Below are 24,081 nucleotides of genomic sequence, written 5' to 3' on the forward strand. Positions count from 1 at the left end.
AACAATTATTTAGTGAATGGAATTTTAATAACGTTAAACGAGTATGGCTTTAAAGTGATAGCCAATTTTTTGTTTTTTACAACAATAGCATTTCGTTTAGGACTTACAGCATTAGGATTTTCGAATGAGTTTAGCTGATTTAAATTTTCACTAGCCATTTCATCAACGTAACCTTTACTTTTTAAGCTCTTTTTTCCTTCTAAATCGAAGCTAATATTTTGAGCTTTGTTGGTCGTGTTGGATATTTTGATGATAACTTCTTTGCTTAGTTTATCGCTAACTGCTGATGCATATAATCCATCTTGCCCGATGATGTTTTTGCCATCTAATTTTGCAGAGATTACATCAGTACCTTTATTGGTAGAAAAAAGTTTTTGAACATAATAATCTGGTGTGCCGTAGCAGTTTAAATTATCAACCCAAATCATATCAGGCGCCCATTGCCAAGCATCAATATGGGCAAAAAGCGGCGCATACGATGCCATTTGAACTACATCTGCATTTCTTTCAAGGCCTGTCATTAATGATGCAGAAGCCAAAGCGCTTTCCCAATTGTTTTTGCTGCTGCCAGTTAGGCTTTTATCAGCATGTACGGCATATTCGCCAACAAAAACTTTCGTATCATTTCTTGGGTAATTATCATATCTACCAGCATTTTTCAAAAACCAATCTGCAGGGCGATAATAATGCTCGTCGATAAAATCTGCTTTTGTACTTCGTAAAGATGTATTTAACGCATTAAATCTTTCTCCTTCCGGATCTGTACCAGAGCTATTTATGATTTTAAAATCCGGATATTTTGCTTTTATCGCTTTGGTAAAAATAGCCAAGCGCTCGAGGTATTGAGGTCCCCAGTTTTCATTTCCAACACCCATCATTTTTAAATTAAAAGGTTTTGGGTGCCCTAATTCTGCTCTCTTCTTACCCCAGGTTGTGTTCGTATCGCCATTGGCAAATTCAATTAAATCTAAAGCATCCTGAACGTATGGGTCCAATTCATCTAAAGCAACAACTTCACCGGTATTAAATTGGCAGGCCATACCGCAGTTTAAAATGGGAAGTGCATCAGAACCGATATCTTCTGCGAGCTGAAAGTATTCGAAAAAGCCTAATCCAAAACTTTGGTAATAATCTGGTGCGGGGCGATGGGCAAACTCTACATTCCAGCGGTTCATTAATAGTTGTCTTTCTTCAATAGGGCCAATAGTTTTTTTCCATTGGTAGCGGTTTGCAAGGTCGGTTCCCTCTACAATACAACCACCCGGAAAACGAATAAAACCAGGTTTCATATCAGCTAAAATCTTAACCATATCTTTCCTTAAACCTTGCGGTCTATTTTTCCATGTATCGCTCGGAAACAAGGAAATCATGTCTAAATCAATTTTTCCTTTTCCATCAAACAGTATTACAAATCTTGCTTTTGGATCGGTTTCAGTGGCTGTAAAACTTGCAGATTGCTTGCTCCATTCGCTTCCAGTTTTTTCGGGTGTTAAACTTCCTTCGCCGATTATTTTATTATCTGATGATATTAATTGCAAGCGAAGCTTTATAGCTGCAACTGGTTGGCGGTACATTATAGAGAAATCATAGCGAACTCCTTTTTTTACGCCAATGCCTTTAAAGCCTTCATTACTTAAACCAAAAGTTTCCTTTTCGGTATTTATTTGCACGTACCTCGGGTTGGCGATATTTGCTTCTTTACGGTTTACAACCAAAATTTCGCTTTCATTTGCTTTTGCCCGTTGTATGGTCCAACCCATTAAAGGTTTAGCAAATTCGAAAGAACGGTTTTTTATTAACTCAGCATAAATTCCACCATCTGCACCAAAATTAATATCTTCAAAAAAGACACCCCACATATTCGGTTGCACTTTTGCAATTGAATTATCGATGTTAATTTTTATGGTTTTAGCAGTTTGTGCAAATAGATTAATAGGAGATAGGCCGACTGATATTAAGGATAACAATACATAGAATACACTATTGGCAGTATATTTTGATTTCATAAAAAGCATATTTGGTGAGAATCTTTAAGTAAAAATAAAAATTTAACTATAATAAACGTTATTTATACGATTATTATTTAAGAAATCGTTTTCTTAAATAATTTGCTTTTGTTTACAAATGCAATTCTTAGCAGATATTTTTTTATTAAAAAGACCATATTTACCTTAAAATGCTATGTAATTAATGATGCTATTGGGCGTTTTAATAATTTCGGAAAAAGGTTATAAATATAAAATTGTTACAAAATTGGTTCGAATTAATAGTCTAAATATTATAAACTTGAAACAAAGTTGGTGTCCGTAAGAATATTCGATAACGATCGCTTAAATCCGTCTTTGAAAAACATCAGCCTGTAACAATATAAATTATCATTCCTAACCAAGTTATGCGTAATCATTATCGAATCTTTTATTTGTTCTCGCAGGGAATAATGTTTTTTCGCAAACATTTAAAAATCCGTTATTATAATCGGGTGCTTAATATCTCTTCAAATTAATCTATAAACAATGAGCATCAAACACAAAATATTGGCAATCTTTCTGCTAATTTCTTTCTCAATTAATGCGTTCTCTCAGCAAGATAAAAAAGTTTTAGGTCAGGTTTGGTCTTTAGAAAAGGCAAATGCTTGGTATAAAAACCATAAGTGGCTTACGGGTGCAAATTACGTTCCGGCAAATGCCATTAACCAACTCGAAATGTGGCAGGCCGATACATTTAGTCCATCATTAATTGATAAGGAATTGGGATGGGCAAACAGTATTGGCTTTAATACCTTGAGGGTTTTTTTATACAGTAAGGCCTATAAACAAGATCCGCAAGGATTTTTAAAAAGAATGGATCAGTTTTTAGCTATTGCTGAGAAACATCAAATCACCCCGATGTTTGTTTTTTTTGACGATTGCTGGAACAAAACTTCAGCTATTGGAAAACAATTAGAGCCAAAAACAGGCATTCATAATTCAGGTTGGTTGCAAGACCCTGGCGACCCAGCTTATAAAGAAGAAGCTAATTTCCCTGAGTTAGAGATTTACGTTAAGGCGGTTCTTAAACGTTTTGCTAATGATAAGCGAGTGCTTTTGTGGGATTTGTACAATGAACCTGGAAATAGCGGAAAACTTGAAACAAGCATACCATTGCTAACCAAAACGATAACTTGGGCCAGAGCAATTAACCCCAGCCAGCCCATTACAATAGGTTTATGGAGCTGGGATTTTGAAAAGCTAAATGAAATACAGCTACTAAATTCGGATGTGATAAGTTACCACAATTACGAAGCACCTGAATGGCATCAACGTACCATCGATTTGTTGAAAGCCAGCGGTCGCCCTTTAATATGTACCGAATATATGGCCCGTACCCGAAACAGTCGGTTTTCAAATATCCTCCCATTACTTAAAAAGGAAAATGTTGGTGCAATAAATTGGGGTTTTGTAGCAGGTAAAACAAATACGAAATATGCCTGGGATACTCCACTAGCCGATGGAAGTGAGCCAATTGAATGGTTTCATGAAATTTTCAATCAAGATGGAACACCTTACCGAAAGGATGAAACAGATTTAATTAAAAAATTAAACGGAAAATAAAAGACGTATTTTAGTTATCTCTAAAAACATTTATAAATCATCCATCTAAAAATTAATCGTTCATGCACTTTAAGAAATTATTATTAACACTTATTGTATTTGCTGGAATTACCAAGATAGCTTCGGCACAAAAATCATACGAACTTAAATCACCAAATGGAGCTATTAAGCTTGCTGTAAATGTTGCTCAAACGATTCAGTATAGCGTTTTTTATTCTGCAAATGAATTAATGACCAACAATAGTATTTTGATGGAGCTTAAAAACGAAACTCTTGGAAAAGATGCTAAAGTAATAAGTGCCAAATTTTCAAAAGGTGATGAAGTTATCAAGCCTTACGTTTCGCTAAAATATGCCACGGTTAACTCTAAATACAATAAGTTACTGCTTAATTTTAAAGGTAATTACGCTATCGAATTTAGAGCATTTGATAGTGGAGTGGCTTACCGTTTGATAACAAGTAAAAAAGGTGATATTGAAGTATTGAATGAAGAAGTTGGTGTAAAATTTCCTTCCGATTATGATTTGCATATACAGCAACCAGCAAGTTTTAAAACAGCTTACGAAGAAAATTATTCTACCGTTAATGCTGCAGACTGGAACACTAAAATGAGTACGTTGCCAGTGCTTGTCGATACTAAAAAGCAATACAAAATTTTAATAAGTGAATCAGACTTAAGTGATTATCCTTGCCTGTTTTTAAAAGGAAACGGCAAAAACGCTGTAATTTCTACTTTTCCAAAAGCACCTTTAACGTTTGGCGATGATGGCGATAGAAGTCTAAAAATTACAAAAGAGGCAGATTATATTGCGAAAACAAACGGTACACGAAGTTTTCCGTGGAGGTATTTCGTCCTATCTAAAGATGATAAAGAACTTATAGAAAATACCATGACGCTTCAGCTTGCATCGGCCAGTGTTATTAAAAATCCGAGTTGGGTAATTCCTGGGCAAGCAAGTTGGGAATGGTGGAATGATGCGTCACCTTACGGTCCGGATGTTAATTTTGAAGCAGGCTATAATTTGCAAACGTATAAGTATTACATTGATTTTGCTGCTAAGTTCGGCTTAAAATACATCATTATGGATGAAGGATGGGCAAACAGCACTACAGATCCTTATACGCCAAATCCAAAAGTCGATGTTCATGAACTGATTCGCTATGGTAAAGAAAAAAATGTTGGTGTGGTACTATGGCTAACTTGGCTTACAGTACATAAAAATATGGATTTGTTTAAAACTTTTAAAACCTGGGGTGTTAAAGGTGTTAAAATTGATTTTATGGATCGTAGCGACCAGTGGATGGTAAATTATTATGAAACAATAGCTAAAGAGGCTGCAAAGAACGAATTATTTGTAGATTTTCATGGGGCTTTTAAACCGGCTGGATTAGAGTATAAATATCCAAATGTGCTATCATACGAGGGTGTGAGAGGTATGGAACAAATGGGAGGGACTTTGCCTAAAAACAGTCTTTATTTGCCATTTATGAGAAATGCTGTTGGTCCGATGGACTACACACCTGGCGCAATGATTAGCATGCAGCCAGAATCTTATCGGGCAGAAAGACCTAATGCAGCAAGCATTGGTACACGTGCTTATCAAATGGCACTATTTGTAGTTTTCGAAAGTGGAATCCAAATGCTTGCAGATAATCCAACCCTTTATTATCGCAATTTAGACTGTACAGAATTTATAACTTCTGTACCTACAACTTGGGATGAAACTAGAGCGCTGGCTGCAAAGGTTGGCGAATTAGTTGTTGTTGCAAAACGCAAAGGCGGTAAATGGTTTATTGGCGGCATTACAAATGGTACAGAACAAAACAGAACCTTAAACCTGAATATGGATTTTTTACCTAAAGGTAAAACCTACACCATGACTTATTTTGAAGATGGAATTAACGCTGGTCGGCAGGCAATGGATTATAGGGAAAAGACGATGCAGGTAAATAGCGATAGTAAATTAGATATCACAATGGTAAGGAATGGAGGGTATGCTGCGGTTATTACACCAAACTAATTGAGTGTTAAGTTACAAATTTAATAGAGCTATCGTACGAGCATCCTTCTGATTTTCAAAAAACTTTGCCAACACATTTTCGAAAACAGGATCTGCGTTATGTAAGCCAGCAAATAATGTCATACTCGAGCGAAGCTTTAAAGCATCAATTCCTCCAAAAATTTCTTCCGGAGCGTTGGTTTTTAATGCATTTAATATTTTTGTAATTTCTATAAGCCGGTTACCTAAAATAGGATGTTTAAGATATGCTTCAGCTTCTCCGATATTTCGAATTGCAAATTTTTTAGCCATATCGCTGTAGCCTAATCCATCAAGTTGAGGAAAAATGAACCACATCCAATGGCTTGTTTTTTTGCCGTTTTTAATTTCATTAAGCGCATTGGTATAAATATGTTGTTGCGCTTCAACAAATCTGTTTAAATTGTATTCCATTATAATTGGTTTTTTCAAAGATTTGATATTTATAAAACCTCAATTTTAATAGATAAGTTTTAATCCAATTACTGATATTTAGAAAAAAATATTTGGTATTCCTTTATTTTCAATATTCAGTAAATTGATTTAACTGAACAATAAGTAAAAAGTAAAAATATTATGAAAGTACTATTGATTGTAGTTTTTATAGTGATTATTGTGGCTTTTCTTTGTGCAGCCTATGATATGGCAAAAAATAGAAGAAAGATTCACCTAATTAATATCTTATTGTTGGTTTTTGTTCCGTACTTATGGCCATTTATTTATTTGCTTCTTACTAAGAGGCTAGTAAAATACAAATATCACTCAAGAAGTAAGGCTTTAGTTATTCAATAGTCTTGATTTTCGCTCGAATAATTTGTTGAATATTTTGTAGATAGTAATAATTATAGTTGGATAATTAACACAAAAAAAATGCCTTCTAATAAACTTAGGAGGCATTTTAATTTGTGGGCCCAGCTGGGCTCGAACCAGCGACCAAAAGATTATGAGTCTTCTACTCTAACCAACTGAGCTATAGGCCCTGAAAAAACTATTGTTTTTTGCGAGTGCAATGTTACAAATTTGCATTCAATTTCGGAAAAAGTTTTTAACTAATTTTTTTCATTCCTGCTTTTTTCATTCATTATCAGTTATTTGCTTTTTCTTAAAAACAAAAACTTCAATAATTTCTTTAAGATTACGTTATTGTAAAGCAGAATGTATTTATGTTATCAAGTTCAAGAAATCTTTTTAGCAAAAATTAACGTAATTTTATCCAACCAAACACCATATTTTAAATACTGTTGTGTTCATATTAAAAATTAAAATTTAGCAGCACGCTCATGGATTATAAGCAACTACAAATTGATGTAGAAAAGCATGTTACAAACTACTTTAAAGAAAACCACGATTCACGATTGGTTTATCATAACCTTCAACATACTAAAGATGTGGTTGAAGCCACACAGCAAATCGGAAATCATTACCAGCTTAGCGACGAAGATTTTTTTATCGTAACTACTGCGGCTTGGTTTCATGATACCGGTTACTTCGAAGATGTATTTAACCATGAAGTAAAAGGTGCAGATTTGGCTAAAAAATATTTAAAAGCTGAAGGCATAAATGAGGAAATAAGAACCAAAGTTTCTAGCGCAATTTTGAGTACTCAAATTCCTCAAAGACCAGCAAATCTGTTAGAAGACATTTTATGTGATGCCGATCTTTTTCATTTAGGTACAGAAAATTTTAGGCAAAAAGGTAAATTGATGCACAAAGAAGCCGAGCTGATTTATGAAAAAGACATTAAGAAAAATGATTGGCGGGTTAAGGATATACAGTTTTTACAGGCTCAGGAATATCATACCGATTATGTAAAACTACTACTCGGCGACCAAAAAATTAAAAACATCGAGAAGATAAAAAGTAAATTATCTGGAGAAAAGGAAATTGTTCGTTTTGATGATCAGCCAATTACAACAACCAGTTCATCAATTGTTGCCGAAGATAAAAAGAAGAAAAAAGATAAGGGTGATAAAACCGAAAAGCCTGATAAAGGGATAGAAACCATGTTTAGAATTACATCGGCCAATAATCAGCGTTTGAGCGATATGGCCGATAATAAAGCACACATTTTAATTACGGTAAATTCTATTATGCTTTCGTTAATTGTAAGTTTACTTTTAAGGAGATTAGAAGACCATAGCAACTTAATTATCCCTACGTTTATTTTACTTACTGTAAGTTTAACTTGTGTTGTCGTTTCAATTTTATCAACCAGGCCATCCATTCCGCCAGGAATTTTTACTCCACAAGATGTTGATAATAAGAAAGTTAATCTGCTTTTTTTTGGTAATTTCTACAAAATGTCGTTACCTGCATATACTGATGGTATGATAAAAGTTATGAACGATAAAGACTTTTTGTACGGAACATTAATTACCGATGTGTACTCTGGCGGTGTGGTTTTAGGAAGGAAATACAAATTAATCAGGTTGGCTTATAACATCTTTATGTTTGGCTTAATTGCTGCGGTTTTGGCATTTGTGGTCGCTTATGCAGCTTATGGTAAACTTTAATGGAAGATTTATTGAACTCCACTCTGTTTAACAGAGATTTTAGCTGGCTTAAATTTAACGAAAGAATTTTGATGGAAGCCGAACGTAAAACTGTTCCGCTTTTAGAACGTATTAAGTTTTTATCTATTTTTTCTTCCAATCTAGATGAGTTTTACCGAGTTAGAATGCCGGTTTTGCTTGCCTTAGAAAAATTAAGCAATCGCGATGATAATGACATTAAAATCGAAGCCGACCTTTTAAAATCTGCAAATAATTTAATTGTTGATCAGCAACAGCGTTATGGACAAACTTTAAAGCAAAACATCATTCCCGAACTAAAGAAGAATAATATTAGCCTAATTTATGGTGAAGAATTTCCTGAGCTAATTAATCAGCAAGTAACACGTTATTTTCTAAGTCAGGTTTTAGCTTTTATTAAGCCTGTATATATTAACGAGCAAACAAAGTTTTTTCCTTCAAATAACGAACTGTATTTTTTAATTACCTTAAATCAAGGTGATTCTATCCAATCCGTTATCATTAATATTCCTTCGAACGAGTTGCCAAGGTTTTATAAAATCGAAGCTGAAGGTGAAACTTATATTGTTTTTTTAGATGATATCATTCGTTTTCACCTCGATTTAATATTTAAAGCAGAAATTACGGGTTGCTACAGTTTTAAAATTACCCGAGATGCTGAGATTGATTTAAAGGATGAATATTCTGGTAGCCTTTCTGAACAATTAGAAGCACAACTTCAAAAAAGAGATTCGGGCTTAGCAACCAGATTTCTTCATCAGCCAGGCATTCCAAAAAATATTTTAATGCTGCTTAAAAAGCTTTTTAACTTAAAAAAGGCAAATTTAGTAGAGGGTGGGCAATATCACAATCTAAAAGATTTTATGTCTTTTCCTGTTAGTTTACCAAATTTATCCAATAAATCATGGCCAAAACTATGCAATACGGATGTGGTTGATGGAAGTTTAACGGAGGCAATTTTAAAAAAGGATATCATCATCCATACACCTTATCAAAGTTATGATAGTGTACTTCGTTTCTTTAATGAGGCTGCTGTCGACCCGAATGTAGAGGAAATTTACTTAACAATTTATCGTGTTGCAAGCGATTCTAAAATTATAAATGCACTAATTAGTGCAGCACAAAATGGCAAAAAGGTTTTAGTTTTGGTAGAGCTTAAAGCTCGATTTGATGAAGCCAACAACATTAAATGGGCAAAAAGGATGAAGGAAAAAGGGGTAGAGATTGTGTACAGCGTTACTGCCCTGAAAGTTCATGCAAAAGTAGCTTTGGTTAAAAGAAAAATTGATGGCAGAATGCTTTATACGGGTTTACTGGCTACAGGAAACTTCAATGAAAGCACTGCAGCTTTTTACACCGACCATATTTTAATGACGGCAAACAAGGATATTTTACGAGAAATAGAATTGCTTTTCATTTTTCTATCTAAACGGGTAAAACCTTCATCGGCAGATTTAATTAAGTTTAAGCACATTTTGGTTGCACAGTTTAACCTTCAGCAAACTTTTTTAAACCTAATAGATAGGGAAATTGAGTATGCTAAATTAGGTAAAGAGGCTTCTATCACCATCAAATTAAATAATCTTGAAGAAAAAGTATTGATAACAAAGCTTTATGAAGCAGCTCAGGCTGGGGTAAAAATCACAATGATTGTACGTAGCATTTGCAGGGTAATTCCGGGTGTTAAAGGCATGAGCGAAAACATTAAAGTAATTCGCATTGTAGATCGTTATTTAGAGCATGGGCGTATTTTTGTCTTTAATAATTTAGGGAAACAAGATGTTTATTTAGGCTCGGCAGATTGGATGAATAGAAATATTTATCGTAGAATAGAAGTTTGTTTTCCTATTTATGACGCCCAAATTAAAGCTGAAATTTTAGAGTTGATTAACATTCAGCTGAAAGATAATGTACAAGCTGTTTTAATTGATGAGTTGATGAATAATGTTCCGGTACAAAAGGGTGGAACACTTATTGCATCTCAGCAAAACATTTACGAATTTTTAAAAAACAAATCTTAAATTTTATCCAATGAAAAATTATAAATTATACATAGCATCGGGTTTCGCAGCATTAATGATGGCTGTTTTATGCATTTCTTGCTTTAACGAAAAACATGATGATAAGGCAAGTGATGAAGCTGCAACGACTGAAAAAACTGACTTACCTTACGATTTGAACAATCCAGTTAAATATAATATGCCTCAAAACCTATTCGAAATATCGGGTATAGCTTTCAATAATGGAGATGCTAAACAGGTTTTTGCCATACAGGATGAAGATGGAGATTTATTTTATTTAGGCATGGATGATAAGGATTCTAAATACGTAAAGTTTGGCGGTAAAGGTGATTACGAAGATGTTGCCATCCTTAAAAACAAAGTTATTGTTTTAAAAAGCAATGGCGAATTACATATTTTTCCTTTATCAGAAATAAGCAAAGACGAAGCTGAAAACGTAATTAAGGTCAAAGATTTAGTTCCAAAGGCAGAATACGAAGGTTTAGCTGCCGATGAAAAAACCGGAAAGGTTTATATTTTAACTAAGGCAAGCAAAGCTGATGATAAAAATAAAACCACAAGTATTTATGCCTTCGATTTTGATGGCAACAGTTCTTTAAAACCAGCAGGTGAATTTAGTTTGCCCTATGGAGATATAGAAAAACTTTCTGGTGAAGGTAAAGTGAAATTTAAGCCATCTGCGTTAGCTAAAAATCCGGCTACAAACGAATGGTTCATTCTCTCTTCAGTTAATAAAATGTTAGTTATTGCCAATGCCGATTTTAAAATAAAAGCAACTTATCCATTAAAAGGTGGTAATTTTAATCAGCCTGAAGGAATTGCATTTGATAAAGACAATAATCTATATATTTCAAATGAAGGTGGAACATTAGCTTCGGGAGATATATTACAATTTAAATTAAAAAAATAGAATATAATTGTTTTGCTGTTCGAATAATCGGGCAGCAAAACAATTCTATTTACACTACTACAGCACCCAAACAAACTATATGATTAAAAATTTTACTTTAACAATACTCTTCTCCCTCATTTATTTTATAGCGTTGGCGCAAAGCGATGTAAAATATAGGGTAATTTTATTTGGTGATGCTGGCGAAATGAATCCTGCACAAACGCAGGATTTAAAAAACGCTGCAAAGCAAATCATTCCAAAAAAAACTACTGTAATTTACCTTGGCGATAATATTTATCCAACCGGAATGGGTTTGCCAGGAAGTTTAGAGGAAGAGGATACTAAAAAGATTTTACAATCTCAGTTTGCACCCATGCGAGAAGAAGGTGCTGCGGTATATTTTATTCCAGGCAATCATGATTGGGACAAATCAGGACCAAAAGGCTTGGCAAAAATTAAAGCACAAGATGATTATTTAAAAGCCCAGAACGATCCGCTTTTAAAGTTAATTCCACAAAATGGGTGCCCTGATCCGGTAGCAATAAATTTAACCGATAAATTAACCATTATCGCTTACGATAGCGAATGGTGGCTTTTTCCTTATAATAAGTCAAATCCAAACGGCGAATGCGAATGCCGTACTACAGATGAGGTTTTGGTTAAAATGGAAGATTTGCTAGAGAAAAACAAAGGTAAAGTAATCCTTCTTGCATCACATCATCCATTTCAGAGTTATGGTCCGCATGGTGGTTATTTCAATTTAAGAAACCATCTTTTTCCATTAACTTCTTTAAACAAAAATTTATACGTTCCATTGCCAATTTTAGGCTCGGTATATCCGGTTTTACGTTCTACTTTATTAAGTCCTGAAGATTTAAATCACCCTGCCTATAAAGACATGATTAAATCTGTAAATGGTGTTTTTGGCGATAATCCTAATGTTACTTATGTAGCCGGTCATGAGCACGGTTTGCAGTTAATTAAGGGAGAACAACTACAAATTGTAAGTGGTTCAGGTTCAAAAGTTTCTCCAAATAAAGCAGGTAAGACATCTTTGTTTCACGAAATGCAACAAGGTTATGTAATTGCAGACCAGTTGGTTAACAACGATATGCGTTACGAATATTACATTTATGCCGATACAGGAGTTCAACGCGTTTTCAGCTACACCAAAAAATATGAAAACATAAATCAAAAGATCAAAAATAGGGATAAACCAATTACCGCCGATAGTATTTTAGTAACCATTAAACCGGAATACGATAGTGTTGGCCGCTTCCATAGATACATTTTTGGAGAAAATTACCGAAAAGAATATGCTCAAAAGACTAAAGTTCCGGTTATAAAGGTATCTCAAATTGGAGGTGGATTAAAAGCTACACAACGTGGTGGCGGGAATCAATCTCGTTCTTTAAGGTTAGAAGATAAAAACGGAAAAGAATACGTTTTAAGAAGTGTAGAGAAATTTCCAGAAGTGCTTTTGCCTGAGCAATTAAGGCAAACATTTGCAAAGGATATTATAAAAGATAACATGTCTGCTCAACATCCATTTTCTGCGCTAATTGTACCAGAATTGGCAAAGGCAGGCGGCATTCCACATAGCAATCCGATTATTGGTTGGGTTTCTCCTGACGATAATTTAGGCGAATATGAATCTGCTTTTGCAAATACATTATGCCTTTTAGAAGAACGTGAGCCACTTGGAGAATCGGATAGTTCGCCTAAAATGGATAAAAACTTAACAGATGATAACGATAACACTTTAGATGGTCCGGCTTGGGTTAAAGCCAGGGCTTTTGATGTTTTGCTTGGAGATTGGGACAGACATGAAGACCAGTGGAGATGGAAAGAAACTAAAAAAGATGGTGGTTCTCATTATACTCCGATTCCGAGAGATAGAGACCAGGTTTTCTTCAGGTCTGACGGTAAATTGCAACGTTACACCCAATCTACATCACTTTTGCCAATGATGCAGGGTTACGAACGCGATATACAAAACATCAATTGGTTTTTATGGGAAGGCAGAGAAATTAGTAGTAGGTGGACAGCCAATATTGATGAAAAGGAATGGGATAAAATAGTAAAAGACTTTTGCGCAAACTACAATGATGACGTTTTTGAGAAAGCTTTAAAAAAACTCCCTGAGCCAAGTTACTCCCTTCATCATGATGCGATTTTGGCACAAATGCGTGTAAGAATAAAGCAATTGCCAAAATTAATGAACGATTATTATCATTTCTTTAATGAAGTAGTTGACATAGAAGTAACTAATAAAAATGAACTGATTAAAATTACTGATACCGATGATAAGGGTTTAAAAGTTAAAATCAACAAAATATCAAAAGAAGGAAATATTAAAGGTGAATTATTCGACCGTGTTTTCGATCCCAAAGTAACTAAAGAAATTAGGGTTTATATGCACAATGGTAATGACAGCTTATTTTTAAATAACAAAAATTCGAAAATTAAAGTCAGAATTATTGGAGGTAAAGGCAATAAGGTTTACGATTTTGCAAATAGCAATGGCTTTGTTAAATTATATGGCAGAGAAGATAAAGCAACTTACAATGGAGATGACGTTAGTAAAATCCGCAAAGTTATTTCTAATGATACATCCAATTTCAGTTACATACCAAAAGATATGTACGATAGAAGATCGTATAATTTAAACGCCGGTTACAACAATGATGATGGTATCTTACTTGGCTTGATTTATAAACAAACTAATCCTGGGTTTAGAAAACAGCCTTACGGTAATACGCAAACAGTTTCATTTTTGCATTCATTTTCAAGTAAAGCCTTTCGTTTCAATTACAGGGGTGAATGGTTAAAAGCAATAGGGAAAGCAGATTTTATTATTAAAGCCGATGCTTATGCGCCAAACAACACACAAAACTTTTTTGGTGTTGGCAACGAAACAGCTTTTGATGAGCATGGAGATGATATAAGGTATTACCGAGCCGGATTTAATCTATATCAGGTAGAACCAACTTTAAGGTGGCGCAGACCAAAATCTACGTTTAGCTTTGGCCCGTCGTTTCAATATTATAAGCTAAATCAAGAAGATAACGAAGGTAGGTTTATAACCAGTGGTGCACCGCTTGGCTCATCTGATAGTTTAAATGTTCGTAACGAAAAAATGTTTGCTGGTGCGATAGTTAATTTCACTAATAATACCCGTGATAATGATTTGTTGCCAACACTAGGTAGTTTTGTTGATTTTAAATTTTTAGGATATAAGGGGCTTAACAAATACTCAAATTCTTTTGGGCAGTTTACCGGTAGCGTCGCCTTATACAAAAATCTTGATGGTAGAAAAGCATTCATTCTTGCAGATAGATTTGGTGGTGGTATTACAATCGGTAAACCAGCTTTCTATCAATCTCAGTTTATTGGTGGGCAGGGAAATTTATTAGGCTATCGTCAGTTTAGATTTGCCGGCGACCATAGTTTCTATAATAACTTAGAGTTAAGAGCAAAAATTGGCGATTTAGTGAGTTACATTCTACCAGGACAAATTGGTCTGTTAGGATTTTACGATGTTGGTAGGGTATGGAGCAGAAATCAAAGTTCTGATTTATGGCATCATGGCGTTGGTGGTGGTGTTTATTTTGCACCTGCATCATTAACAGTTGTACGTTTCGTAATGGGACATTCAACCGATGGATGGTACCCTTATGTATCATTAAACTTCAGATATTAAAACCTCTTTGGTTGAGGAATCTGATAATTTAGAAACTATTTACAGCAATTAAGCGTATATTATTTATTGAATTTGTAAAAATAGTATTACGTTTTGCAGACTATTTATGGCTTTGGCACTTTGTATCTTTGCCTAATTACTTTTTTTACTTATTAAATTTTACGTCTATAAAACATTTATACTCATGAATACCAATGTAATACAAATACATAAAAATGAATGTATTCATTGCCAGGTAAAATCAAATTTGTCTTTCAGACCGTTGGTAAACTATCTGAAAAATAGATTAAAAACCGAGAAAACCGTTAAATCTGAGTTTTACAGATTTCTATTGGAAAAAATAGAGAAAGAAGACGCTTTACTTGGAAATATAACTACGCAAGAATTAGCTAAACATAAAGATACGCTCGAATTAATATTCACAATTTTAACGCCTTTAATGGCCAATGAAAATGAATTGTATTGGGCATTAAGTACACCAGTTCCTGATGAAATATTCTTCAGTACAAATGCTTTCTATCAATTCTTTAAAGATCACGATCCTAAAACCAAAGTAAATAATGGTAATAATGAATCGCCAGAAATGAAGCATTTAAAATTTATCTATAATTTAATTTTAAATAGATTTTACAGCTTTACATCGGTGCTGAAAAATGATATTATTTATGCTCATGTAAATACCGAAAACAATTTAACGCAGTATTACAACATTCAAAATGATACGCAGTTTATTGATATTCAGTATAAAGGTAACCTACCCGAATTAAATTTTGAAGAACTTGCCAAGCATTTTCAAGAAGGAACAGAAATAGAATATCTAGATAAAAACCTTCCTTTAAAGAAATTTACTTTTGAAGGTTTTAGCGTAATATCTATTACTGATGTTACTTTACAACATGCTATAGAAGGAATTAGAAGCGCTTTAGTAGATCATAATTATCAAACAGAGGCTTATAATCATGTTATTCAGGCTTTAAAAACTTTAAGTGGAAATGGCGATTTAGAATTTGGTTTAATGCCGTTTTTAACGGTTAATGATAAACTGGTTTTTGACAATCAGGATTTTTCGCAAAGCATGTTGATAAATTCTGCCAAAGCATCTAATCTTGAAGAAGAAGTTTTTTACTCGTTAGTAGATAAATATAAGGAAGACCCGAGGGCAATTTTTGTTAGTGCAATTAACGATGATCAGATTGTTAAAGATCCATTTTTACGTGTTTTAAAAGCCGCAGGTGTTTGTTCTTATTCTGTATTGCCAATTTATTACAACAAACAATTAGCTGGAGTACTCGAAGTATATTCTACTAAAGAAATCGTTGTTGATGATAAATTACTGTCGAGGTTACGCCCTGCAATGCCACTTATTGGTCAGCTTTTTCAATACAGTATCGAAGAGTTTAATGCTAAAATGGACGCCGTTTTAATGGATAAATTTACTGCTTTGCAACCTTCCGTTCAATGGAAATTTAATGAGGCAGTTTGGCATTTTCTTCGACAAAATAAAGAAAGTAGAAAGCACAGACAGATCGATACAATTACCTTCAAAAATATGTATCCTTTATTTGGTGCGGTTGACATTAGGAATTCGACTAATGAGCGTAACCAAGCTTTAAAAGAGGATATGCATGTACACCTTTTAAATATCATCAAAACTTTAAAAGGTATTCGGAAGTTTGTTCCTTTAGAACTTATAGAGAAGCTTATTTTTAATTGTAATGATTGGATTGTTCGTATAAGCAACGTGGCTTCGAGCAATGAAGAAATGCTATTGAATGAGTTTTTAAGCGCTGAGGTTTATCCATTCTTTTCTGTTATTAAATTAAATCATCCGGAGGTTACTGAAATTGTAGATGATTATTTCGCGGAGATTATACCAGAAACTGGTTTAGCTTATGAGAATAGAAGAAAACTTGAGGTGTCGATGCAATCTATCAATATGGAGGTTAGTCAGTTCTTAGAAACTGCTCAGCAAAATCTACAGGCTTCATACCCTTGTTACTTTGCAAAATTTAGAACTGATGGTGTAGAATATGATATTTATATCGGTCAGGAAATTGCACCAAACAAACCTTTTGATTTGCTGTATTTGAAAAATATTCGATTATGGCAACTTACATCAATGGTAGAAATTGCAAGGCTTTCTAAAAACCTGATTGGTGAAATGCCACGACCATTACAAACCACTCAATTGGTTTTCATTCATTCAAATTCTATCGATATAAGCTTTAGAAATGATGAAAGAAGATTTGATGTAGAAGGTGCGTATAATATTAGATATGAGGTTGTTAAAAAACGAATTGACAAGGTTTTAATCAAAAATACTTCAGAACGTTTAACACAGCCAGATAAGATTGCAATGGTTTATTTCAATGCAGAAGAAGCTAAAGAATACATCGAATACATTAAATATTTGCAAGATCAAGGTTATTTAAATGATGATTTGGAGCAATTAGATTTGGAAGAACTTCAAGGCGTTTCAGGCTTAAAAGCTTTGCGTGTTGGTGTTAAATATTTAATAAAGAATAGAAAGCAAGAATTAGTGAACGCGAAAGCTGAAGATATGAGTTTAAATTAGAATTAAATAAATCGGTAGCTCCCGTTTTTATATTTTAAGTATTATTAGTTACAAGCTTTATTTGGGTTTTGTAACTAATTTTAACTTAAATTTTCTTCTTATTCTTCCATAGTTAAAGAGAATTACTCTTTTAGCCCTCCATTTTTAAAGAGTTCATAAGCGGTTTGATAATTCGCGATTGCTTTATCAGTAAACAATTTCGGAAAGTTTGCCTTTCGTTGTTCATTCTTTGCTTTATTGTATATATAACTTTCTATTTTTCGCTGCGGACTTAAAATCACCAAGCTATCGTTTTGCATATAGGCCAATTTTTGATAAGTACCTAAAACCACTCTCGATTTATAATTGCTATCTAAAACATTTTTTCCGAAGAAGTCATTGGTATAATTCCATCCTAAAAATCCCCAAAGCGTAGGGAACACATCAATTTGAGATGTCATTTTGTGGATATTGGTATTCGCGGTATTTTTCAAATTTAATATCATGCAAGGTATCTGATATTTTGATATATCTATTTCATTTTTACCAGCGCTACTGGCACAATGATCTGCCACGATTACAATTACAGTATTTTTAAACCATGGTTTGCTTTTAATGTTTTCAATAAAATTTTTGATGGCGTAATCTGTATATCTAACTGCTGCTTCTCGTGTACCCTGCGGAAGATTGATTTTGTTAGCAGGGAAAGTATAGGGGCGATGGTTTGAGGTAGTCATTATAAAGTTATTAAATAGCTGGTGATGTTTGTATTTCTCATCAGCATCTTTCACCACAACATTAAAAATATCTTCATCGCAAATGCCCCATGCGTTTTCAAAAGTTACATCTTTATTATGAATGAGGGTTCTTGTACCACCATAGGTTTCGTTTAAAAGTTTTCTACCTCTATCTACAATGTTATATTCATTGTTTCCAAAAAAGTGGTTCATGTTATCAAAATAGCCATCACCACCGTAAAAAAATGTGTTTGTATATCCTTTTTCCTTAAAAACATGACCTACCGAAAATAAATGTTCGTTATCCATTCGCCTAACAATGCTGCTGCCAGGCGTTGGCGGAATACACAATGTTAATGCTTCCATACCACGAACAGTTCTAGTTCCTGTTGCATACATATTGCTAAAAAATACGCTGTGATTTGCTATAGAATCGAGAAAGGGTGTTAGGTGTTGTGTGTTGCCATAATGCGCTAAAAAATCTGCACTTAAACTTTCAATCGTTATGGTGATTACATTTGGTTTATACGATTCTCCTTCACCCGAAACAATTCTTTTAATGGATAAGCCAGCGTTTATAAAACTAGCATTTGTTTCTTTTAATTGTTTTCGTACAAGTTCAAAAGCCTTTTTATCATCAATTTGACTGTAAAAATCCTGATAGTTTAATTCGTTATTTTTAAAAGCAGCGAAAAATGAATATGTACCCGCCTTACTTAGCTCGTTGGTATAATGATTGTTGCCATGTTCTGCCCAAGAGTTTTTTACGAATGTGATAAACAAAACTGCAAAAATGATTAGTGAGAAGGAACGTACATTTGTTGATTTTCTAGTTGATTCATCGAAAGTTTGGTTAAAAACTTTAAGTCGATATAAAATGTAAGTTATTGCAGATGCCAAAAATAATATCGCGGCAAGTAATAAAGGAATAGGGTATGATTCGTTTATGTTGTGAATTACTTCATATGTGTAAATTAAATAATCTACCGCGATAAAATTAAATCTGCTTTCAAATTCCTGCCAAAAAGTTAACTCCGCAAAAAAGGAAAAAAGTGTAATAACGATAAAGAAGAAAAAAAATATCGAAGTAAAAATTTTATTCCATTTTTTATGGTATAATTTATCTGGTAGGATTAATAAAAATAGGGCATAAGGTATCGTAATAATTAATGCTGAACCTACATCGAAAAATAATCCAAGTGAAAATATTTTGACAATTTCGAATAAAGTAAAATCGGTATGTTGGCAAGCGGAAATAAAAAGTGTGGTTCTAACGATGAAGGAGAGTGTGATGAAATAAGCTAGAAATGCAAAGTAAAGCGCAAATCTACCTGTAAATAATTTTTTCATTTAAAAGGAAATTTCACTAAAATTAACTTTCAAATCTGAAGAAATACTGAAGATGAATTTAGACCTAAAATTTAAGGCACAAAAAAAGCGATAAGGTTTGCCTCATCGCTTTCTTCCCGAAAAATAGACGCTATTTTATATTTGCAGCAATTTCAATTGCATCAGTAGATTCTACTGAACTAATGTTTGTTTTTAAGGCTGCAAATTTATCAATTGTGAGTTTTGGTGTGTTGCCCATTACTAAGGTATGATTATCTGTAGCACCACTTAATTTTAAGTCAGCGTTATCTTTAATAACTGTATATAAACCTTCTGTGCTCGAATTAATTTGTGCAAAAGCATTGTCTTTTAAAAAGATTTGTAAGAATTTGGTTTTAAGTTTACCATTTGTTTTTACAATTGCATTTTCAGAAGCTTCAATTCTGTAAAGGTCGTTAACATATACGGTAAGCTTGCTTACTTCTTTATCATTCGAACTAATTTTTAATATATTTCCTTCCTGTGTTATTCTTGCATTTCCTAAATTATCATCAGCATAGTTAATGCCTTCGTTTTGTCTTTGTACCAGCGTTACTTCTACATTGCCTTTAACAATTATTCTTCTGTAGTTGACAGATGACTCAGTCGATAACGGATGTTTTTCTGCTGCCACTACACTGGTTGCAAATGTAGCTGATGTTAGAACAAGAGCTGTTAATGATGTTGCGATTAGGGTTTTGATTGAGGTTTTCATAATGCTGTATTTTAAAGTGATTTATATTTTTAAGTTGTTTTGTAGATAAGACGCCATCAACATAAAAACGTTGCAGTCAATTACTTCATATTATACCAGCATTGGCAACTAATCGACGAACAGGTGTAAAAAACAGACGAACCAAACTTATTTTTTATACGATTGTAAAATAATTTTAAATTTATATGTAGTTATACTTTTTAGTATCTTTACAGCAAATTAAGCCAAACACCACACATGAAGAAAAAGGTTGTTCTTGTTCAGGATAACAAAGATATTTTGGACATTATGGACCAAATATTAGAGGAGGAAGGATTTGATGTAACGCCATCATTAACAACCGATCCTATAGATAAGATTGAGGAGATAAATCCGGATGTGGTAGTTATTGATGATCATATAAAAGGATCAAAAAAAGGTTCTAAAGTTGTTAAAGAACTTAAATCTGATCCTAAAACAGAAGAAGTTTCTGCTATTCTAACATCAACATCTGAGAAGCTTCCTGAAATTGCAGAAGAAAGCAAGGCTGACGATTACATTCAAAAGCCTTTTGATATAGACGATATGGTTGATGTAGTTAAGCGGAACGCTTAATTTCTATTTAATGAGGGTTTAAAGGTATCTGTTTTTACTACAGCTTTTAAATCATGCAAAATGGTGTATAAACCAAAATTGGTTCTGTTTACATAAATAAAATGCTTAACGCCGCGAGCTTGTTTAAATTCTGGCATTTTAGCTATTTTCTCTCCATATTCATAAAGTTTCTCGAAAAATTCATTCTGACTAAAATCAAAAGTGTTATTGATGTATGGTTTCGCAAAAAGCTCAATCATTTCTTTGTACGATTTATAATAAAACTCAACCTGCGATGCAGTATCATCTTTATGAATCATATCAAGCTGCCTAAATGCATCAATTGTTTTTGCTTTATCATTGATGACATCTGTTGAGATTAATGAGAAAAACGGATAGTAAAAATCATCAGGCATTTCTTTTATACAACCAAAATCTATTACACCCAATTTTTCATCAGGCGTAATCATAAAATTGCCCGGATGCGGATCTGCATGTACAGCCCTTAATTCATGCTGTTGGAAATTATAAAAATCCCAAAGTGCTTGTCCAATTTTATTTCTTAATTCTTGCGATGGATTGGTTTGCAAAAACTCTTTTAAGTGTAATCCATCAATCCAATCCATTGATATTATTCTTTTACCAGATAACCCGGGGTAATAGGTTGGGAAAACTACATTATCTAGATTTTTACAAGCTACAGAAAATTCAATAGAACGTTTAACCTCTAATTCATAATCTGTTTCTTCTAATAATCTTTCTTCAACTTCTTTAATGTAGATGTTCAATTCCTTTTCCGACATGCCCAATAAACGGAATGCGAAAGGTTTTACTAATTTTAAATCTGATGAAATACTATCGCCAACACCAGGATATTGAATTTTAACAGCAAGTTTCTTGCCTTTTAAAGTAGCTTGATGCACCTGCCCAATTGAAGCTGCATTTGTAGAGTTAATGTTAAAAGTATCGTAAATCTGCTCTGGTGTTTTGCCGAAATTCTTTGTAAAAGTTCTTACAATCAATGGTCCTGAAAGGGGTGGAGCATTATATTGCGACTGTGTAAATTTATCTACATAAGATTTTGGAAGTATGTTTTTATCCATACTTAGCATTTGTGCAATTTTTAAAGCACTACCCTTAAGCTCACTCAACGATTTGTAAATATCAGTAGCATTATCTTCATTAAGTTGTTCTCTATCCATTTCCGGATTGAACAATTTTTTAGAATAATGTTTAATGTAATTTCCACCAATTTGAATACCGGTTTTTACAAATTTTGCAGATCGTTCTACCTTTGTTACAGGAATACTATTTTGTTCTTTCATTTAATTAAAACCCATTTTACCTGCGTATTTGCCATTGCGGCTTAAAAACTTGCCATACTCAAACAAGTTATCTATTGGAGAGTGCTGAAATAAATCGAAGGTAACATTTATGCCTTTTTCAATTGCTTCATCTGTTTTTTCAAAACCGTCGCTATCATCATTTATCCAAAAATTTAAAATAAATGCAAACTGAATCCACAAAGCATCTTTATATCTTTTGCTTAAAAATCTACGTTCGGCAAGCTCACCGCTTTCCAAACCTTCAGCTATAATTTCTTCTGCAAAATTTTCGAAGATTGGCTTAACACCCGAAAGCACGTTAGGCATTTCAAATTTACCTTTTTGGTTTTTTAAACTATAAATAACAAAACTGCGTTCGTTTTTTAAATTTTCCAAATAGCTGTAAAAAAAGGAAAGTATTTTTTCACGAGATGAATATTGAAGCCAAACTTCTTGTTCTTTAATTTTTGTAATGGTTTCGAAAGTTAATTGAAACCAAAGATTTTTTTCGATGCTTTCGAATGAAGCATAAAACTGATAAAATTCAGCTTCGGTAATTTTAAGTTTTTTAACAAAAACGTAAACCGATTTTGGTTTTTCATTGTTAGTTAAAACATAATCAAGATATGCTTGTCGAATTTGTTGAGCAGTTGCCATATACCTGTTTTTTTACAAGTATAACGTTAATATGATTTCCTTGTTTTTTTACACAACATTTTCTTAATCATGTTATTGTAATAATCATTTTCAAAATAATTGAAAGTTAATTTTTAGGCTATAAAATTTAGTTAAATGTGGAATAATAATTCATCATTTAACTAAAAATATTAGTAATTTCGTTTATTGATTTTCACATTTTAAACAATATCGATATGATGCAGCTAAGTGATTTTTTGTATGGCAAAATGGAATTGCCAAATGTATTTACTGAACTTTTAGCAACTGATGCTTTAAAACGTTTGGCTGGAATTCACCAAAGTGGCGCCATTTATTTGGTAAATCCCGATATCTGTCATTCCAGATTAGAACATGCTATTGGTGTAACCATGCTAATTAGAAAACTAGGTGGATCAGAAATTGAACAAATTGCTGGTTTATTGCATGATGTATCGCACACCGCTTTCTCACATGTTGGTGACTACGTTTTTGATAATGTTGAAGAAGATTACCACGAAAAGGTATTTGCTGAGGTTTTATATAAATCTGAAATTCCTGATGTATTGATGAAATTTGGCTATAGTGTAAATCAAATTCTATTTAGCAAATTCGATATTTTAGAGCAACCTTTGCCAGCGCTTTGTGCTGATAGATTGGATTATACATTACGAGATGGCGTTTATGCAGGTATAATATCAAGACAAAGAGCTAAAGAATTTCTGCAATCAGTAATTTTAAAGGATGGAAAAATTGCAGTAAATAACGAAAGAGAAGTAATGTGGATTAACGAAACCTTTATAAAGCTTAATGAAGAAGTATTTAAACTGCCACTTTACCTTTACGCAAATGGTAAAATGGCCGAATTAATTAAAATTTTATTAAAGAAGGGGATATTAACTGAAAATGATTTATTTAAAACAGATACCATGTTACTAAATAAAATAAGAAGTTATACATTTGGTTATGAAGCTGTTAAATCTATTAAGCAATTAAAAGGATTTGCAGAATTTATGAGACATGGAGCTGTACCCAAGGTAAAAGCGAGGAGCTTAAAGGCATTATTAGTTTAAATAATAAATTATATAAAACTTAAGTGCCAATAAATCGTATATTACTGAAAACCTTATTATGTCGGTCATAGAAATAATTTTAATTTGTGCTGTAGTTCTTTTAATTTTTGGAGGTAAAAAACTACCTGAATTGATGAAAGGAATTGGAAGAAGTATTAAAGAATTTAAAGAAGGCAAAGACGAACCTCCAGTTAAGTAATCAATATTTCATTATAATTAATACTGATGTATTTATTGCATGGTGTTTAATTCGTTAGCGTTAGATTTTATACTTTATTACATCAATCATTCCCATTTTTTAAACAA

General features: G+C 33.1%; 16 protein-coding genes and 1 tRNA gene. 10 read left to right on the forward strand and 7 right to left on the reverse strand.

The features are described 5' to 3' along the window. Positions 1–5: 5 nt before the first annotated feature. Complete coding sequence (locus ACFOWA_RS03755) at positions 6–2,006, reverse strand: alpha-L-arabinofuranosidase C-terminal domain-containing protein (protein WP_378981926.1); 2,001 nt, start codon at positions 2,004–2,006, stop codon at positions 6–8. A 507-nt stretch (positions 2,007–2,513) separates the two neighbouring features. On the opposite strand from ACFOWA_RS03755, the gene ACFOWA_RS03760 reads away from it, so the two are divergent. Both ACFOWA_RS03760 and ACFOWA_RS03765 read left to right on the forward strand, forming a co-directional pair. Further along, on the forward strand, positions 2,514–3,590 hold the full coding sequence (locus ACFOWA_RS03760; protein WP_378981928.1) for a cellulase family glycosylhydrolase: 1,077 nt from the start codon (positions 2,514–2,516) through the stop codon (positions 3,588–3,590). Positions 3,591–3,652: 62 nt separating this feature from the next. Further along, positions 3,653–5,611 (forward strand): glycoside hydrolase family 97 protein, encoded by a 1,959-nt coding sequence (locus ACFOWA_RS03765; protein ID WP_378981930.1) that lies wholly within the window; start codon positions 3,653–3,655, stop codon positions 5,609–5,611. Between the two features lie 12 nt (positions 5,612–5,623). Here ACFOWA_RS03765 and ACFOWA_RS03770 read toward each other — a convergent pair whose 3' ends face one another. Then, on the reverse strand, positions 5,624–6,043 hold the full coding sequence (locus tag ACFOWA_RS03770) for a DUF1810 domain-containing protein (RefSeq protein WP_378981932.1): 420 nt from the start codon (positions 6,041–6,043) through the stop codon (positions 5,624–5,626). A gap of 492 nt (positions 6,044–6,535) precedes the next feature. Beyond that, positions 6,536–6,609 (reverse strand) — tRNA-Ile (locus ACFOWA_RS03775). A gap of 300 nt (positions 6,610–6,909) precedes the next feature. Between ACFOWA_RS03775 and ACFOWA_RS03780 the strand changes: the two genes are divergently transcribed. The 5 genes from ACFOWA_RS03780 to ACFOWA_RS03800 all read left to right on the forward strand — a co-directional run bounded on the left by ACFOWA_RS03780 (position 6,910) and on the right by ACFOWA_RS03800 (position 17,351). Then, on the forward strand, positions 6,910–8,142 hold the full coding sequence (locus ACFOWA_RS03780; protein WP_378981934.1) for a Pycsar system effector family protein: 1,233 nt from the start codon (positions 6,910–6,912) through the stop codon (positions 8,140–8,142). Next, positions 8,142–10,181 (forward strand): polyphosphate kinase 1, encoded by a 2,040-nt coding sequence (gene ppk1, locus ACFOWA_RS03785; protein ID WP_378981936.1) that lies wholly within the window; start codon positions 8,142–8,144, stop codon positions 10,179–10,181. Before ACFOWA_RS03780 ends, ppk1 begins: the two co-directional genes overlap by 1 nt. 10 nt (positions 10,182–10,191) lie before the next feature. Continuing rightward, complete coding sequence (locus tag ACFOWA_RS03790) at positions 10,192–11,091, forward strand: SdiA-regulated domain-containing protein (RefSeq protein ID WP_378981938.1); 900 nt, start codon at positions 10,192–10,194, stop codon at positions 11,089–11,091. A 79-nt stretch (positions 11,092–11,170) separates the two neighbouring features. Then, positions 11,171–14,776 (forward strand): BamA/TamA family outer membrane protein, encoded by a 3,606-nt coding sequence (locus ACFOWA_RS03795; protein ID WP_378981940.1) that lies wholly within the window; start codon positions 11,171–11,173, stop codon positions 14,774–14,776. Between the two features lie 184 nt (positions 14,777–14,960). Next, positions 14,961–17,351 carry a GAF domain-containing protein gene (locus tag ACFOWA_RS03800; protein WP_378981942.1) on the forward strand — a complete coding sequence of 797 codons (2,391 nt, stop codon included), beginning with the start codon at positions 14,961–14,963 and terminating at the stop codon, positions 17,349–17,351. A gap of 122 nt (positions 17,352–17,473) precedes the next feature. Here ACFOWA_RS03800 and ACFOWA_RS03805 read toward each other — a convergent pair whose 3' ends face one another. Both ACFOWA_RS03805 and ACFOWA_RS03810 read right to left on the reverse strand, forming a co-directional pair. Then, positions 17,474–19,417, reverse strand: coding sequence for an LTA synthase family protein (locus ACFOWA_RS03805; RefSeq protein ID WP_378981944.1), 1,944 nt, complete (start codon positions 19,415–19,417; stop codon positions 17,474–17,476). 130 nt (positions 19,418–19,547) lie between these two features. After that, on the reverse strand, positions 19,548–20,150 hold the full coding sequence (locus tag ACFOWA_RS03810; protein ID WP_378981946.1) for a GIN domain-containing protein: 603 nt from the start codon (positions 20,148–20,150) through the stop codon (positions 19,548–19,550). 237 nt (positions 20,151–20,387) lie between these two features. On the opposite strand from ACFOWA_RS03810, the gene ACFOWA_RS03815 reads away from it, so the two are divergent. Further along, on the forward strand, positions 20,388–20,744 hold the full coding sequence (locus tag ACFOWA_RS03815) for a response regulator (protein ID WP_378981948.1): 357 nt from the start codon (positions 20,388–20,390) through the stop codon (positions 20,742–20,744). Here ACFOWA_RS03815 and ACFOWA_RS03820 read toward each other — a convergent pair. Continuing rightward, on the reverse strand, positions 20,741–22,048 hold the full coding sequence (locus tag ACFOWA_RS03820; protein ID WP_378981950.1) for an ABC1 kinase family protein: 1,308 nt from the start codon (positions 22,046–22,048) through the stop codon (positions 20,741–20,743). The genes ACFOWA_RS03815 and ACFOWA_RS03820 overlap by 4 nt on opposite strands. After that, entirely contained in the window at positions 22,049–22,705 is a 657-nt protein-coding gene (locus tag ACFOWA_RS03825) for a TetR family transcriptional regulator C-terminal domain-containing protein (RefSeq protein WP_378981952.1), read from the reverse strand. It abuts the gene before it with no gap. A 215-nt stretch (positions 22,706–22,920) separates the two neighbouring features. Here ACFOWA_RS03825 and ACFOWA_RS03830 point away from each other — a divergent pair, with 215 nt between their 5' ends. Further along, on the forward strand, positions 22,921–23,775 hold the full coding sequence (locus tag ACFOWA_RS03830; protein ID WP_378981954.1) for an HD domain-containing protein: 855 nt from the start codon (positions 22,921–22,923) through the stop codon (positions 23,773–23,775). 58 nt (positions 23,776–23,833) lie between these two features. Further along, positions 23,834–23,974, forward strand: a complete 141-nt coding sequence (locus ACFOWA_RS03835) for a Sec-independent protein translocase subunit TatA/TatB (protein ID WP_378981956.1) — start codon at positions 23,834–23,836, stop codon at positions 23,972–23,974. Positions 23,975–24,081 lie beyond the last annotated feature (107 nt).

The sequence above is a fragment of the Pedobacter lithocola genome (assembly GCF_042650845.1).
In the GTDB taxonomy this organism is placed as follows: domain Bacteria; phylum Bacteroidota; class Bacteroidia; order Sphingobacteriales; family Sphingobacteriaceae; genus Pedobacter; species Pedobacter lithocola.

Bases quoted from the DNA above. Each gene is read 5' to 3' on its own strand.
- ACFOWA_RS03805 (WP_378981944.1), bottom strand. From the start codon at position 19,417: ATGAAAAAATTATTTACAGGTAGATTTGCGCTTTACTTTGCATTTCTA.
- ACFOWA_RS03760 (WP_378981928.1), top strand. From the start codon at position 2,514: ATGAGCATCAAACACAAAATATTGGCAATCTTTCTGCTAATTTCTTTC.
- ACFOWA_RS03820 (WP_378981950.1), bottom strand. From the start codon at position 22,048: ATGAAAGAACAAAATAGTATTCCTGTAACAAAGGTAGAACGATCTGCA.
- ppk1 (WP_378981936.1), top strand. From the start codon at position 8,142: ATGGAAGATTTATTGAACTCCACTCTGTTTAACAGAGATTTTAGCTGG.
- ACFOWA_RS03835 (WP_378981956.1), top strand. From the start codon at position 23,834: ATGTCGGTCATAGAAATAATTTTAATTTGTGCTGTAGTTCTTTTAATT.
- ACFOWA_RS03795 (WP_378981940.1), top strand. From the start codon at position 11,171: ATGATTAAAAATTTTACTTTAACAATACTCTTCTCCCTCATTTATTTT.
- ACFOWA_RS03765 (WP_378981930.1), top strand. From the start codon at position 3,653: ATGCACTTTAAGAAATTATTATTAACACTTATTGTATTTGCTGGAATT.
- ACFOWA_RS03810 (WP_378981946.1), bottom strand. From the start codon at position 20,150: ATGAAAACCTCAATCAAAACCCTAATCGCAACATCATTAACAGCTCTT.
- ACFOWA_RS03825 (WP_378981952.1), bottom strand. From the start codon at position 22,705: ATGGCAACTGCTCAACAAATTCGACAAGCATATCTTGATTATGTTTTA.
- ACFOWA_RS03800 (WP_378981942.1), top strand. From the start codon at position 14,961: ATGAATACCAATGTAATACAAATACATAAAAATGAATGTATTCATTGC.
- ACFOWA_RS03815 (WP_378981948.1), top strand. From the start codon at position 20,388: ATGAAGAAAAAGGTTGTTCTTGTTCAGGATAACAAAGATATTTTGGAC.
- ACFOWA_RS03770 (WP_378981932.1), bottom strand. From the start codon at position 6,043: ATGGAATACAATTTAAACAGATTTGTTGAAGCGCAACAACATATTTAT.
- ACFOWA_RS03790 (WP_378981938.1), top strand. From the start codon at position 10,192: ATGAAAAATTATAAATTATACATAGCATCGGGTTTCGCAGCATTAATG.
- ACFOWA_RS03780 (WP_378981934.1), top strand. From the start codon at position 6,910: ATGGATTATAAGCAACTACAAATTGATGTAGAAAAGCATGTTACAAAC.
- ACFOWA_RS03755 (WP_378981926.1), bottom strand. From the start codon at position 2,006: ATGAAATCAAAATATACTGCCAATAGTGTATTCTATGTATTGTTATCC.
- ACFOWA_RS03830 (WP_378981954.1), top strand. From the start codon at position 22,921: ATGATGCAGCTAAGTGATTTTTTGTATGGCAAAATGGAATTGCCAAAT.